Consider the following 13,043-nt stretch of genomic DNA (forward strand, 5'->3'; position numbering starts at 1 on the left):
CCTAGAACAGCCGGTCCTCGGCGTCATCCATGCCCCGCAGCGCGTCGTAGTCCACGACGGCGCAGGTGATGCCACGGTCGGTGGCGAGCACGCGGGCCTGCGGCTTGATCTCCTGGGCGGCGAAGATGCCGCGCACGGGTCGCAGGGCGGGGTCCCGGTTGAGCAGCTCCAGGTAGCGCGTCAGCTGCTCGACGCCGTCGATCTCGCCGCGCCGCTTGATCTCGACGGCGACCGCGGCACCGGCGGCGTCGCGGCACATGAGGTCCACCGGCCCGATGGCGGTGGGGAACTCGCGTCGCACGAGGGTGAGCCCGGCGGAGAGCGTGCCGGGGTGCTCGGCGAGGAGCTCCTGGAGGTGCTTCTCGACGCCGTCCTTCTGGAGGCCGGGGTCGACGCCGAGGTCGTGGCGGGTGTCGGCGAGCACCTCCTCGATGAGGATGCGCAGCGTGTCGTCGGTCTTGCTCGTGACCGTCCACTCGACGGCGCCGTCCTCGGTGGTGCCCTCCCGCAGCGTGCAGGGCGGGCTCATCCAGTTGAGCGGCTTGTAGGAGCCTCCGTCGGAGTGCACGAGGACCGAGCCGTCCGCCTTCACCATGATGACGCGGGTGGCCATCGGCAGGTGGGCGGTGAGGCGGCCCGCGTAGTCGACCTGGCAGCGCGCTACGACGAGTCTCACGCCGAGGCAATCTACCGGGCCGCACGGGCGCGGGCCCCACCCGCCCGCGTCGCCGACCTACCCGATCGATCGCTCGGATCGCCCGGTCGGGCACTTACCGAGGGGTAGCCGTCGGTGCCATCATCCCGGGCATGACCTCAACGAACGAGCAGATCAGCACGACGCTGGTCTACCCGTACCTGAACCACGCCGTGCGCATGTACGAGGAGAAGTACGCCTCGCGCGCCGACGTCGACGCGGGCATGCGGTTCGGCTGCGGCTACCCGGTCGGTCCGCTGGCCGCGACCGACGCGATCGGCCTCGACGTGGTGCGCGACGCCCTCGCGGCGCGGTTCGCGGAGTCCGGCGACCCGCTGCACCGGCCCGCCGACCTGCTCGAGCGCCTGGTGGCCGAGGGCCGCACGGGGGTCGCGGCCGGCCGTGGCTTCTACACGTACGCCGACGGCGAGCCCGTCGCCGACGAGGAGACCCCGTCGGCGGACGACGCGCCGCAGCTGCGCCACGAGATCACCCGGGTCGGTGTCGTGGGCACCGGCACCATGGCGGCCGGCATCGTGGAGGTGTTCGCCAAGGCGGGGTACGACGTCGTGTTCGTCGGTCGCAGCGACGACAAGCTCGCCGGTGTCGTGCGGACGATCACCAAGAACCAGGACCGTGCCATCGCCAAGGGGCGCGGCGACGAGGCCACCAAGGAGGCCGTGCTCGGTCGCCTGACCGGTGCGACCTCGCGGGACGCGCTCGCCGACGTCGACCTCGTCGTCGAGGCCATCGCCGAGGACCTCGAGGTGAAGCGTGAGCTGTTCGCCGACCTCGACCGCATCTGCAAGCCGGGTGCGATCCTCGCGACGACGACGTCCTCGCTGCCCATCCGCGAGTGCGCGGCCGCCACGTCGCGGCCCGAGGCCGTCATCGGCATGCACTTCTTCAACCCGGCGACCGTGATGAAGCTGGTGGAGGTCGTCACGACGGCCGACACGGCGCCCGAGGTCGACGAGACGGTGCGCGCCCTGTGCGCCCGCACCGGCAAGGTGGCCGTCTCCTGCGGCGACCGCGCGGGGTTCATCGTCAACGCGCTGCTGTTCCCCTACCTCAACGACGCGGTGAAGCTCTCCGAGGAGGGCACGCACTCGCTGACCGAGATCGACGCCGCGATCAAGGAGCAGGTGGCGCTCCCGATGGGGCCGTTCGAGCTGCTCGACGTCGTCGGCAACGACGTCTCGCTCGCCATCCAGAAGGAGCTGCACGCCGAGTTCGGCGAGCCCGGCCTCGCCCCGGCGGTCACGCTGGAGAAGGTCGTGGCCGAGGGCCGTCTGGGACGCAAGACCGGCGCCGGTTTCCACGACTACGCCTGATCCCGACCTCCGTCCCCGGTGCGTGCCGGGGACGGAGGGAGGGGCTTGAGGTCGGGTGTTGACTCAGGTCATGACCACCTCGACCCACGCCGTACGCCGCGGCGCCGCCCTCGCCGTCACCGCCGTCCTGGCCGGTGCGGCGCTCTCCGCCTGCTCCGACAGCGACGACGAGTCGTCGCCGACCGTGACCGTCACGGAGACGGTCACGTCGTCGCCCTCGACGTCCACCAGCACGCCGACCGAGCAGCCGGGCGACACGTCCGGGGCGTCGTCGGCGCCGACCTCCGCGGCCGCGCCGACGGGACCGCTGCCGACGGACGCCCAGGAGTACGCGCAGGCGCTCATCGACGCCTGGCAGGCCGGCGACCGGGCCGCCGCCGAGCGGCTCGTGCGCGACCCCGACGAGGTCGACGACCTCTTCGACGAGGACGACCTGACGGGTGACCCCGTCTTCGCGATGTGCGAGGGCGCGGCGGGCTCGTCGTACTGCACCTGGAACGGCACGGGCTATGACATCGTCGTGCGCGTCGCCAACGAGGCGGCCAGCGCCGGGCAGGAGGGCGCGATCAGCGAGGTCGACGTGGAGGACTGATGCGGCGAGCGGTCGTCGGGCTGGCGGTGGCGGCGGTGCTCCTGACGGGGTGCGCGGCCACCGACGACGACGGGGGTGGCGGCGACGCGGGTCCCGGCGAGGAGCCGGGCTCCGGCGACAGCGCCGCCGTCGCCCCGCCCCCGGCCGACGCGCGCTGGGACATCCAGCTGGGCGGTCCCCGCGACGTACCCAGCGACGTGGCGATCGTCGAGCGGGACCGCACGGCGGAGCCGCTCGGCGGCTACGACATCTGCTACGTCAACGGCTTCCAGTCGCAGCCCGACGACGGGCGCTGGACCGACTCCGACCTGGTGCTGCGCGACGCCGCCGGTGAGCCGGTGATCGACGAGGTGTGGCAGGAACACCTCTTCGACATCTCCTCGGCCGCCAAGCGCGACGCGCTCCTGGAGGTCGTCGGCCCCTGGATCGAGGGGTGCGCCGACGACGGCTTCGACGCCGTCGAGCTCGACAACCTCGACTCCTTCACCCGCAGCGAGGGCCTCCTCGACGAGGAGGACGCCGACGCCTGGGCCGCGGCGCTCGTGGGCGTCGCCCACGACGCGGGCCTCGCGGCCGGGCAGAAGAACCGGGCCGGCTGGGACGGCACCAGCGTCGGCTACGACTTCGCCGTGGTCGAGGAGTGCGGGGCGTACGACGAGTGCGACGCCTACACGGAGTTCTTCGGCGACCACGTGCTCGTCGTGGAGTACACGGAGGAAGGCTTCGCGGCGGCGTGCGACGAGCTGGGCGGCACGGTGCCGATCGTCTACCGGGACGTGGACCTCGCGCCCGACGGCGAACGCGCGTGGTGCGAGGACTAACCTCCCCGTGTGGGCCAGAAGATCCGTGCGAACTCCGTCCTCCCGGCGCGGCGTGAGGGGCTGACGCTCCACACGGCGGACGGCCTCGACCTGGTGGCGGAGCTCGCCCTGCCCGAGGACCGCGACCCCGTCGCGACGATCATCTGCCTGCACCCGCTGCCGACCCACGGCGGCATGATGGACAGCCACGTCTTCCGCAAGGCCGCGTTCCGGCTGCCCGCCCTCGCCGGGGTGGCCGTGCTGCGCTACAACTCGCGCGGCACCTGGAGCGAGCAGGGCACGAGCGAGGGCACGTTCGACAACGGGGTCGGGGAGCGGTTCGACGTCGCGGCGGCCCTGGAGTACGCCGAGTTCCACGACCTGCCGGCCGTGTGGCTCGTCGGCTGGTCCTTCGGCACCGACGTCACGCTCATGCACGGCCTCGACCCGCTCGTGACGGGCGCGATCCTCCTGAGCCCGCCGCTGCGCTACTCGCAGCCGGAGCACCTCGCCGCCTGGGCGGAGGCCGGACGACCGCTCACGGCGATCGTGCCGGAGCACGACGACTACCTGCGCCCGGACGAGGCACGGGAGCGCTTCGCCGCCGTGCCGCAGGCCGAGGTGCTGGCCGTCGAGGGCGGCAAGCACCTGTGGGTCGGCCAGGCGGAGCGCGTGCTCGACGAGATCGTCGCGCGGGTCGCGCCGCAGGTGGCCGTGCCGCTGCCGCGGGAGTGGGACGGTCCGATGACCTCGGCGGACACCAGTGCCTACAACGCGCACAACCTGGCGGCGTACCGGGACGTGCCGGTGCCCGGCCCCGCCCAGCGCGACGCCGGCGCCTGAGCGGTCAGGAGCCCTGCCGGGCGCGGTAGGCGGCGACCGCGGTGCGGTTGCCGCACGTGGTCGAGCAGAACTTGCGGGACCGGTTGCGCGACAGGTCGAGCACGATGCCGTCGCAGTCGTCGGCCGCGCACGTGCCGAGGCGCGACATCTCGTCGGCGCGGATGACGTCGATCATCGCCATCGCGGTCTCGACCACGATGCGCTCCACGAGCGGACGGTCGGAGTCGACGGCGTGGAGGTGCCAGTCCCAGCCGTCGTGACGGGCCAGCTGGGGGAGGGCGCGGGCCTCGGCGAGCATCGCGTTGACGATCTCCACGGCCTCGTCGCGCGTGCCGGTGAGGAGCGTGCGCAGCCGCGGACGCAGCGCCCGCACCTCGTCGAGCTCCGCGCGGGTGCGGTCGTGGCGGCCGGTGTAGCCGTAGTCCGCGTAGTGCGCGTCGAGGTCCGCCACCGTCGTCAACGTGTCCGGCTCCTCCGCCGTGTTGACGAGCTGGACGGCCGCCGCCAGCGCGATCTCGGTGTCATGCGCGAAAAGCATTTTGACACCTTACCAAGGCGGTCGTAATGTCATGACCCATGAGCACGTTGACTCCTGACACGCCGGTCGTGTCCTCCGCGCGTCCCCAGCTCGGCGCCGGTCTCCTCCTCGCCCTGGTCTCCGCCTCGGCGTTCGGTCTGTCGGGGTCGTTGGCGCGTGGGCTGCTCGACGCGGGCTGGACCGCGGGCGCCGCCGTGACGGCACGCGTCGCCCTCGCGGCGCTCGTGCTCGCCGTACCGGCCGCCCTGGCGATGCGAGGCAGGTGGGCCCTGCTGCTCGGCCAGCCGCGCAACCTCGGCACCGTGGCGCTCTACGGCGTGCTCGCCGTCGCCGGCGCGCAGCTCTGCTACTTCTACGCGGTCTCCTACCTGCAGGTCGGCGTGGCGCTGCTCATCGAGTACACGGCGCCCGTCGCCGTCATCGTGTGGATGTGGCTGCGGCACGGGCAGCGGCCCGGCCGGGTCACGGTGCTCGGCGCCGCCGTCGCCGCCGTCGGCCTCGCCCTCGTGCTCGGCGTCGTCAGCGGCGTGAGCCTCAACGTCGTCGGCGTGCTGTGGGGCCTCGGCGCGATGGTCGGTGCGGCGTCCTACTTCGTCATCTCCGCCGACAACGACAACGGCCTGCCGGGCACCGCACTGGCGGCCGGCGGCCTGACCGTCGGCGGCGTCGTGCTGGGCACCGCCGGGTTCGTGGGCGTCCTGCCGATGCGGGCGACGACGGCGGGGGTGGAGTACGCCGGGCACGAGGTTGCCTGGTGGGTCCCCGTGCTCGGTCTGGGACTGGTGACGGCGGCGCTGGCGTACGTCACCGGCATCGCCGCCTCGCGCCGGCTGGGTTCACGCCTCGCGTCGTTCGTGGCGCTGGCCGAGGTCGTCATGGCGCTCGTGTTCGCCTGGGTGCTGCTCGACGAGCTGCCCGGCCCGCTGCAGCTCGCGGGCGGCCTGCTCATCCTCGCCGGCGTCGTCGTGGTGAAGCTGGGGGAGTCGGGCGTGCAGGACGTGCGCCTCGGCGAGCCCGAGGCGGCCGAGGTCGCGGAGGTCGCGGACGCCGCCTGAGGTCGGGGCTGCGGCGGCTGGTGGTGCCCTCGCCGGACGTCATGCGTCCCGGTGGTCCCGCGCGCCGCTCCGCATGACGTCCCGAAGGCCTCTGCCGGACGTCATGCGTCCCGGTGGTGCGGGGCACCGCTCCGCATGACGTCCCGGGTGGGGGAGGGGCCGCGCCGGCGGCGTACCGGGGTGAAGACAGCGCGGACCGGGGTGAAGAAAACGCGGACCGGGGTGCAGAAAACGCGGACAGGGAGGAGCGACACGCCGGGCGGTTTCTAGTGGTCGGTGCAACACGGCTGTGGGGGTTGTGTTGCGGGATCAAGAAGCGGCGCGTGCGCGGGGTCTGGGGCTGTTGGCGGCCGGGGTCCCGGCGAAGCAGGTGTCCGAGTTGCTGGGGTGGGATCGAGACACGGTGGCTTCATGGGCCACAGTCGCTGGCATGCGACTGCGCAAGGGCCGCCACGGCGGTGTTGTCGGTGCCCATCCACCCCCGCTGGACGGTGACTGGGTCGATGAGCACGGCCGGTTGAGCCAGGCCGGGCGGGCCTTGATCCAGATCCGTCGCAGCGAGGGACGGTGTCCAGCACGGATCGCTGCCGAGCTCGGGGTGCACCGCAGCACGGTGGGACGCGAACTGGCCCGCAACACCCGCCTGGGTCGCTACCACGCTGCTGCAGCGCAGGTGATGACCGAGCAGCGCCGGCCCCGGCCCCGCCCGTCCAAGCTCGCAGTTCGTGCAGACACCGGCGTGGATGCGGGTGTGGATGCGGGTGTGGATGGGGGTGCCGGTGAGGTGCTGCGCGCAGCGGTGCTGGTCCGGTTGAACAACCGGTTCTCACCCGTGCAGGTCAGCCAGGATCTGCGGCGGTGCTATCCGGGGCGCGACGATATGCAGGTGAGCCACGAGACGATCTACCAAGCGCTCTACGTGCAGGGCAAGGGATCGCTGCGTGAGGAGCTGAAGGTCGAGAAAGCGTTGCGCAGCGGCCGCACCAGCCGTCGGCCCCGCTCGGCGCTGCCCCCACGGTCCAACCGGTCCTGGATCGGTGCCGAGGCCCACATCAGCCACCGCCCACCCGAAGCCGCCGACCGCGCCGTACCCGGGCACTGGGAGGGCGACCTCGTCATCGGCGCCGGCGGGCGTTCGGCGTTGATCACCCTGGTCGAACGCTCGACCCGCTACGCCCTGATCCGACGGCTGCCGCTGACCCACGACGCCACCACCGTCGCAGCTGCCCTGGTCACGATGATGACCAACCTGCCCGAGTCGTTGCGCCGCTCGCTGACCTGGGACCAGGGCAGCGAGATGGCCGCGCACACCACCTTCACCCTGGCCACCGGATGCCCCGTCTACTTCGCCGACCCCCACAGCCCCTGGCAACGCGGCACCAACGAGAACACCAACGGACTCGTGCGCGACATCCACCCCAAGGGCACCGACTTCAACCACGTCAGCGACGCCGACATCACCGAGACCGAACGCCTCCTCAACATCCGCCCCCGCCAAACCCTCAACTGGGACACCCCCGCCGATAGGCTCCAACAACTACTCAACGTTGCACCGACCACCTGAAGCCGCCCCGAGCGTGCGCCCCTCCCGGTCCGCGATTTCCTGTGCGAAGGCCGTTGCCTGACAGCCCCTGCCGAGGGCCCCGGATCAGGCCTGCGGCTTGGTGGGCTCGTCGTCGTCGGCGAAGCCCGCGACGACGTCGCGCAGCGCGCCGAGCTGGGCCGCGATCGCGTCGCGGCGCCGCGCCATCCGCTCGGCCTCGGCCTTGAGGGCGGCGAGCTCGCGGGCCGCCTCGGCGTGGCCCGAGGCGTTGATCGACTCCGACTGGGTGCGGGCGGAGGCGACGATCTGCTCCGCCTCGCGCCGGGCGCGGGAGATGAGGGCCTCGGCCTCGCGCTGGGCCTGCTCGCGCTGGGCGCTGCCCTGGGCGATGGCCTCGCGAGCCCGCTCCTCGGCCGCGGCGGCCCGCTCCTCCGCCTCGGTGACGATCTGGTTGGTCTGGGCCATGGCGCTCGCGTGGTGGTCGGCGGCCTCGCGGGCGAGGCGCTCCTTCTCGACGGCGAGGGCGCGGCGGGCCTCCTGCACCTCGCGGTCCGCGCCGGCGCGCAGCTTCTCGACCTCACGGGTCGTGCTGCTCCGCAGGTCGTTGACCTCCTGCTCGGCGGCGAGGCGCAGCTGGGCCGCCTCGCGCTTGGCGGACGCCACGATGTCGGCCGCCTCGGAGCGGGCCAGCGTGCGCTCCTGCTCGGCGTCGGCGAGGATCCGTCCGCGCTGGTCCTCGAGGTCGCGCAGCTGGACGGCGCGCATGTCCTCGGCCTCCCGGGCGGCGTCGGCGCGGATGGCGCGCGCGTCGCGGTTGGCCTGGTCGAGGATCTCCCGGCTCTCCTCCTGCGCGGTGTGGCGGACGTCGGCCGCCTCCTCCTCCGCGAGGCGCAGCATCTCGCTGGCGCGGCCGCCGAGGCCCGCGTACGTCGGGTTCTTCACCTCGGCGAGCTGCTGGCGCAGCGACTGGATCTCCGCCTGGAGGCCGCCGACCTGCTGCTCGGTCGCCTGCAGGCTGGCGGCGAGGCCGGCCTTCTCGTCGACGATCTGCTGCAGGGCACGGTTGACGGCGATCTGGTCGTAGCCACCCCGGCGCACCACGGGCAGCGCCGGCACGACCCCGCGCTGGGCCGCGGCGGACGCCGCCGCGGCCTGGGGCCCGGGCGTGGACTGCTGCGGGCGGGGCGGCACGCCGCCACGACCCGCCTCCGTGCCGACCGCGGGCTGCCGGGAGGTGGCGGCGTCGGCGCTGACGGCCGGGATGGCCTGCGTCGACTGCTGGTCGGGGTTGCCGGAGCCCTTCGACGGCTCGTCGTCGAAGATCGACAGTCCCTTGTCGCTCATGGTGAAGAACTCCTCTACGTCGGCGCGACGTTCGCGCCGCTGCTCTCGTCGGGTGCGGGGACCAGTGTTGCGGATCGCCCCCGCGGATGACAGTGACGTGGCCGGGACGGCTGGTGCGGTTCCGCTCACGGCGAGGGAGAATCCGGCGCATGGACGGACGGGCGGTCGACCTGAACAGCGACGTGGGCGAGTCGTTCGGCCGCTGGGTGCTCGGCGACGACGCCGCGGTGCTCGCCGAGGTGACCAGCGCGAACGTGGCCTGCGGCTTCCACGCCGGTGACCCGTCGACGCTGCGCCGCACGTGCGCGCTCGCGGTGGAGCGGGACGTGGTGATCGGCGCGCAGGTCGGGTACCGCGACCTCGCGGGCTTCGGGCGACGGTTCCTCGACGTCGCGCCCGACGAGCTGACCGACGACGTGCTCTACCAGCTCGGGGCGCTCGACGCGCTGGCGCGCGCCACCGGCGGCCGGGTCGCCTACCTCAAGCCGCACGGCGCCCTCTACAACGCGACCGTCCACCACGACGAGCAGGCCGCCGCCGTGGTGCGGGCCGTGGGCGAGCACGACCCGTCGTTGCCGGTGCTCGGGCTCCCGGGCTCGGCGCTCCTGGGCCACGCGGAGGCCGCGGGACTGCGCACCGTGGCGGAGGCGTTCGCCGACCGCGGCTACCAGCCCGACGGCACGTTGGTGCGGCGCGACCGTCCGGGCGCGCTCCTGCACGATCCCGCGGAGGTCGCGGCCCGCGTCGTCCGCCTCGTCGTCGAGGGCGTCGTGACCGCGGTCGACGGCACCGACGTCGCGGTGCTCGCCGACTCGGTCTGCGTGCACGGCGACTCCCCGGGAGCCGTGGCGATGGCGCAGGCCGTGCGGGCGGCGCTCGACGCGGCCGGGATCGCGGTGCGGGCGTTCGCGTGAGGGTGCTGCCGTACGGCGACCGGGCGGTCCTCGTCGAGCTCGCCGACCCCGACGGCACCGACCCGGCGGTCGCCTCCGCGCGCGTCGTCGCCTGGGTCGACGCCGCTGCCGCCGCGTGGCCGGACGTCCCGGTCGAGCTCGTGCCCGCCGCCACGACGGTGCTGGTCGCGCTGCCGCCCGGTGCGCCGCAGGACCTGACCTGGCTGCGCGCCGCCGTCGCGGGCGTCCGTCCCGGGCCGCCCGGGCCGCCCGCCCGGGGCGATTCGGCGCCGCGCACGGTCGAGGTGCCGGTGACCTACGACGGCGCCGACCTCGCCGCCGTCGCGCGGCTGACGGGCCTCGACGAGGCGGGCGTGGTCGCCGCCCACACCGGCACGCCGTGGCGGGTCGCCTTCGGCGGGTTCGCTCCCGGCTTCGCCTACCTCGTCGGCGGCGACCCGCGGTTGGGGGCCGTGCCGCGTCGTACCGAGCCGCGCACCCGCGTCCCGGCCGGCTCGGTGGCCCTCGCCGGCGGGTTCTCGGGGGTCTACCCCCGGGCGTCGCCGGGCGGCTGGCAGCTCCTCGGGCGCACCGAGCTGGCGATGTGGGACCTCGACCGCGACCCGGCGGCCCTCCTCGCGGCCGGCGTCCCAGTGCGCTTCGTGGACGTCGGCGGTGCCGCGTGACCCGCCGCGCCCTCGTCGTCGTCGGGATCAGCGGTCCGGTGCTCGTGCAGGACCTCGGCCGGCCGGGACACGCCGCCGTCGGGGTCGGACGCTCGGGGGCGGCGGATCGCGCGGCGTACCTCCTGGGGAACCGGGCCGTCGGCAACCGCCTCGGCGCGGCGTCGCTCGAGGTCACCCTCGGCGGTCTCGAGGTGGAGGTGGTGGGCGGCCCCCTCTGGTGCTGCCTGACGGGTGCGCCCGCCACGCTGGAGGCCGACGGTCGGGCCTGTCCCGCGGGTGCGGTGGTGGCGGTGCGGCATCGCCTGCGGATCGGTACGCCGGCGCGCGGCCTCCGCTGCTACCTCGCCGTGCGCGGCGGGATCGACGTGCCCCGGGTGCTGGGGTCGCGCAGCCGGGACGTGCTGGCCGGGTTGGGGCCGGCGCCGCTCGGCGCGGGGGACGTCGTCGTGGTCGGTGACGACGCGGAGGAGGCGGAGGCGGGCTGGCCGCGGGTCGATGCCGTGCCGGTCGACGCGCTCGCGGAGCCGGCGCTGCTCCGCGTCGTGCCCGGTCCACGGGCGGACCTCGTCGCCGACCCGGACCGCCTGGTCACGGGGGAGTGGCGCGCATCGGTCCACACCGACCGGGTCGGGACGCGGTTGGAGGGCGGCGCGCCGCTGCTCCACCGCGACCCGGAGCGCCAGCTGCCCAGCGAGGGAGCGGTGCGCGGTGCGCTGCAGGTGCCGCCGTCGGGGGAGCCCGTGCTGTTCGGCCCCGACCACCCGGTCACCGGCGGCTACCCGGTCGTCGGCGTCGTGGTCGACGCCGACGTGGACCGGGCCGCCCAGCTGCGGCCGGGCGACCCGGTCAGGTTCCGCTGGGCGTGACCGCCGGGCCCTGGTGGTCACGGTGGTCACGGCGGGTGGCTCAGTGGTGCGCGCCCTCCGCGGGCTGCACGAGCTCGACGAGCACGCCGCCCGCGTCCTTGGGGTGCACGAAGTTGATGCGCGAGTCCGACGTGCCGCGGCGCGGCGCGTCGTAGAGGAGGCGGACGCCGCGCTCGCGCAGGATCGCGGAGACCTGCTCCACGTCGACCACGCGGTAGGCCAGCTGCTGGAGGCCGGGGCCGGACCGGTCGAGGAACTTGGCGATGGTCGACTCGGGCGTCAGGGGAGCGAGCAGCTGGATGAAGGAACCGGAGTCGCCGACGGCCACCATCGCCTCGCGGACGCCCTGCTCCTCGTTGGTCTCGGTGTGGGCCACCTTCATGCCGAACGTCGTCTCGTAGAACGCCACGGCCTCGTCGAGGTCCGGGACGGCGATGCCGACGTGGTCGATGGCGATGAACAGGTGCTCGGGGATCTCCAGCGCTGCAGACATGGGCGCATGGTACGAGTCCGACCCCCGTCCGGGATGTGACGACCGCGACACCGACCGAGCGCACGGTCGCCCCTCGCCAGAAAGGTGACGGCTCGTTAACCTAGACCGTCGCTCGCGTCGCAGCGGCACGTTCCTCACGCAGCGAACCCACCTCTCAAGGAGGACCTCATGACCACGTCCGTCATCGTCGCCGGTGCCCGCACCCCCATCGGTCGACTGCTCGGTGGCCTCAAGACGCTCACGGCAGCCGACCTCGGTGGCGTCGCCATCAAGGGGGCGCTCGAGAAGGCCGGCGTCGCGGGCGACGCGGTCGAGTACGTGATCATGGGCCAGGTGATCCAGGCCGGGGCCGGCCAGATCACCGCCCGCCAGGCCGCGGTCGCGGGCGGCATCCCCATGGACGTGCCGGCGCTCACCATCAACAAGGTGTGCCTCTCCGGCATCAACGCGATCGCCCTGGCCGACCAGCTCATCCGCGCCGGCGAGCACGAGATCGTCGTCGCCGGCGGCATGGAGTCGATGACCCAGGCGCCCCACCTGCTGCCCAAGTCCCGTGAGGGCTTCAAGTACGGCGACACCGCGCTCGTCGACTCGATGGCCTACGACGCGCTCTACGACCAGTTCACGAGCCAGCCGATGGGCGGCCTCACCGAGGCCCGCAACGTCGAGGCCGAGAAGCTGACGCGCGAGGAGCAGGACGCCTTCTCGGCCCGCTCCCACCAGCTCGCCGCGACGGCGCAGAAGAACGGCGTCTTCGACGACGAGATCGTGCCGGTCTCCATCCCGCAGCGGAAGGGCGACCCGATCGTCGTCTCCGCCGACGAGGGCGTGCGGGGCGACACCACCGTCGAGAGCCTCGCCAAGCTGCGTCCCGCGTTCAGCAAGGACGGCACCGTCACGGCCGGCTCGGCCTCGCAGATCTCCGACGGCGCCGCCGCCGTGGTCGTCATGTCGAAGGCCAAGGCCGAGGAGCTGGGCCTCTCGTGGATCGCCGAGATCGGCGCCTCGGGCCAGGTGGCCGGTCCCGACTCGACGCTCCAGGAGCAGCCCGCCAACGCCATCCTCAAGGCCGCGGAGAAGGAGGGCATCGCCGTCTCCGACATCGACCTGTTCGAGATGAACGAGGCCTTCGCGGCCGTCGGCATCGCCAGCGCCCGCAAGCTCGGCGTGTCCGAGGACAAGGTCAACGTCAACGGCGGCGCCATCGCGCTCGGCCACCCGGTCGGCATGTCGGGTGCCCGCATCGTGCTCCACCTCGCGCTCGAGCTGAAGCGCCGTGGCGGCGGCACGGGCGCGGCCGCCCTCTGCGGCGGTGGCGGCCAGGGCGACGCGCTCATCATCCGCGTCCCTGCGTGACGATCG

At 73.7% G+C, this 13,043-nt stretch carries 14 protein-coding genes; 10 read left to right on the forward strand and 4 right to left on the reverse strand.

From position 1 onward, the window contains the following. Position 1 precedes the first annotated feature (1 nt). On the reverse strand, positions 2-676 hold the full coding sequence (nucS, locus tag QE405_RS03205) for an endonuclease NucS (RefSeq protein WP_307198772.1): 675 nt from the start codon (positions 674-676) through the stop codon (positions 2-4). A gap of 131 nt (positions 677-807) precedes the next feature. Here nucS and QE405_RS03210 point away from each other — a divergent pair, with 131 nt between their 5' ends. From QE405_RS03210 to QE405_RS03225, 4 genes are all read left to right on the forward strand, one after another. Then, positions 808-2,028 (forward strand): 3-hydroxyacyl-CoA dehydrogenase NAD-binding domain-containing protein, encoded by a 1,221-nt coding sequence (locus QE405_RS03210; RefSeq protein ID WP_307198773.1) that lies wholly within the window; start codon positions 808-810, stop codon positions 2,026-2,028. Positions 2,029-2,098: 70 nt separating this feature from the next. Further along, positions 2,099-2,620 (forward strand): hypothetical protein, encoded by a 522-nt coding sequence (locus tag QE405_RS03215; protein WP_307198774.1) that lies wholly within the window; start codon positions 2,099-2,101, stop codon positions 2,618-2,620. After that, positions 2,620-3,441, forward strand: coding sequence for an endo alpha-1,4 polygalactosaminidase (locus QE405_RS03220; RefSeq protein WP_307198775.1), 822 nt, complete (start codon positions 2,620-2,622; stop codon positions 3,439-3,441). Before QE405_RS03215 ends, QE405_RS03220 begins: the two co-directional genes overlap by 1 nt. 9 nt (positions 3,442-3,450) lie before the next feature. After that, a complete protein-coding gene (locus tag QE405_RS03225; protein ID WP_307198776.1) occupies positions 3,451-4,263 on the forward strand; it encodes an alpha/beta hydrolase in 813 nt (270 codons plus the stop codon). A 4-nt stretch (positions 4,264-4,267) separates the two neighbouring features. On the opposite strand, the gene QE405_RS03230 is transcribed toward QE405_RS03225, so the two are convergent. Further along, a complete protein-coding gene (locus tag QE405_RS03230) occupies positions 4,268-4,801 on the reverse strand; it encodes a CGNR zinc finger domain-containing protein (protein ID WP_307198777.1) in 534 nt (177 codons plus the stop codon). A 38-nt stretch (positions 4,802-4,839) separates the two neighbouring features. Between QE405_RS03230 and QE405_RS03235 the strand changes: the two genes are divergently transcribed. Both QE405_RS03235 and QE405_RS03240 read left to right on the forward strand, forming a co-directional pair. After that, complete coding sequence (locus tag QE405_RS03235; RefSeq protein WP_307198778.1) at positions 4,840-5,856, forward strand: EamA family transporter; 1,017 nt, start codon at positions 4,840-4,842, stop codon at positions 5,854-5,856. A gap of 430 nt (positions 5,857-6,286) precedes the next feature. Further along, positions 6,287-7,420 carry an IS30 family transposase gene (locus tag QE405_RS03240; protein ID WP_307198779.1) on the forward strand — a complete coding sequence of 378 codons (1,134 nt, stop codon included), beginning with the start codon at positions 6,287-6,289 and terminating at the stop codon, positions 7,418-7,420. An 84-nt stretch (positions 7,421-7,504) separates the two neighbouring features. Here the strand turns inward: QE405_RS03240 and QE405_RS03245 are convergent, their stop codons facing one another. Beyond that, complete coding sequence (locus QE405_RS03245) at positions 7,505-8,743, reverse strand: hypothetical protein (RefSeq protein ID WP_307198780.1); 1,239 nt, start codon at positions 8,741-8,743, stop codon at positions 7,505-7,507. A gap of 149 nt (positions 8,744-8,892) precedes the next feature. On the opposite strand from QE405_RS03245, the gene QE405_RS03250 reads away from it, so the two are divergent. Genes QE405_RS03250 through QE405_RS03260 form a run of 3 tightly spaced genes read left to right on the forward strand, consistent with a single transcriptional unit; the run spans position 8,893 to position 11,188 of the window. After that, positions 8,893-9,657, forward strand: coding sequence for a LamB/YcsF family protein (locus QE405_RS03250; RefSeq protein ID WP_307198781.1), 765 nt, complete (start codon positions 8,893-8,895; stop codon positions 9,655-9,657). Further along, positions 9,654-10,322 carry a 5-oxoprolinase subunit B family protein gene (locus QE405_RS03255; protein ID WP_307198782.1) on the forward strand — a complete coding sequence of 223 codons (669 nt, stop codon included), beginning with the start codon at positions 9,654-9,656 and terminating at the stop codon, positions 10,320-10,322. The genes QE405_RS03250 and QE405_RS03255 overlap by 4 nt, the downstream gene beginning before the upstream one ends. After that, positions 10,319-11,188 (forward strand): 5-oxoprolinase subunit C family protein, encoded by an 870-nt coding sequence (locus QE405_RS03260; RefSeq protein WP_307198783.1) that lies wholly within the window; start codon positions 10,319-10,321, stop codon positions 11,186-11,188. The genes QE405_RS03255 and QE405_RS03260 overlap by 4 nt, the downstream gene beginning before the upstream one ends. A 40-nt stretch (positions 11,189-11,228) precedes the next feature. Here QE405_RS03260 and mce read toward each other — a convergent pair whose 3' ends face one another. Beyond that, on the reverse strand, positions 11,229-11,681 hold the full coding sequence (gene mce / locus QE405_RS03265) for a methylmalonyl-CoA epimerase (protein ID WP_307198784.1): 453 nt from the start codon (positions 11,679-11,681) through the stop codon (positions 11,229-11,231). Between the two features lie 168 nt (positions 11,682-11,849). Between mce and QE405_RS03270 the strand changes: the two genes are divergently transcribed. After that, positions 11,850-13,037 carry an acetyl-CoA C-acetyltransferase gene (locus QE405_RS03270; protein ID WP_307198785.1) on the forward strand — a complete coding sequence of 396 codons (1,188 nt, stop codon included), beginning with the start codon at positions 11,850-11,852 and terminating at the stop codon, positions 13,035-13,037. Positions 13,038-13,043: the final 6 nt, after the last annotated feature.

The sequence above is a fragment of the Nocardioides zeae genome (assembly GCF_030818655.1).
GTDB lineage: Bacteria > Actinomycetota > Actinomycetes > Propionibacteriales > Nocardioidaceae > Nocardioides > Nocardioides zeae_A.

What these genes read in the sequence shown, in the direction of transcription:
- QE405_RS03215 (WP_307198774.1), top strand. Translation starts at nt 2,099, where the DNA reads ATGACCACCTCGACCCACGCCGTACGCCGCGGCGCCGCCCTCGCCGTC.
- QE405_RS03250 (WP_307198781.1), top strand. Translation starts at nt 8,893, where the DNA reads ATGGACGGACGGGCGGTCGACCTGAACAGCGACGTGGGCGAGTCGTTC.
- QE405_RS03270 (WP_307198785.1), top strand. Translation starts at nt 11,850, where the DNA reads ATGACCACGTCCGTCATCGTCGCCGGTGCCCGCACCCCCATCGGTCGA.
- QE405_RS03240 (WP_307198779.1), top strand. Translation starts at nt 6,287, where the DNA reads ATGCGACTGCGCAAGGGCCGCCACGGCGGTGTTGTCGGTGCCCATCCA.
- QE405_RS03235 (WP_307198778.1), top strand. Translation starts at nt 4,840, where the DNA reads ATGAGCACGTTGACTCCTGACACGCCGGTCGTGTCCTCCGCGCGTCCC.
- QE405_RS03245 (WP_307198780.1), bottom strand. Translation starts at nt 8,743, where the DNA reads ATGAGCGACAAGGGACTGTCGATCTTCGACGACGAGCCGTCGAAGGGC.
- mce (WP_307198784.1), bottom strand. Translation starts at nt 11,681, where the DNA reads ATGTCTGCAGCGCTGGAGATCCCCGAGCACCTGTTCATCGCCATCGAC.
- QE405_RS03220 (WP_307198775.1), top strand. Translation starts at nt 2,620, where the DNA reads ATGCGGCGAGCGGTCGTCGGGCTGGCGGTGGCGGCGGTGCTCCTGACG.
- QE405_RS03210 (WP_307198773.1), top strand. Translation starts at nt 808, where the DNA reads ATGACCTCAACGAACGAGCAGATCAGCACGACGCTGGTCTACCCGTAC.
- QE405_RS03230 (WP_307198777.1), bottom strand. Translation starts at nt 4,801, where the DNA reads ATGCTTTTCGCGCATGACACCGAGATCGCGCTGGCGGCGGCCGTCCAG.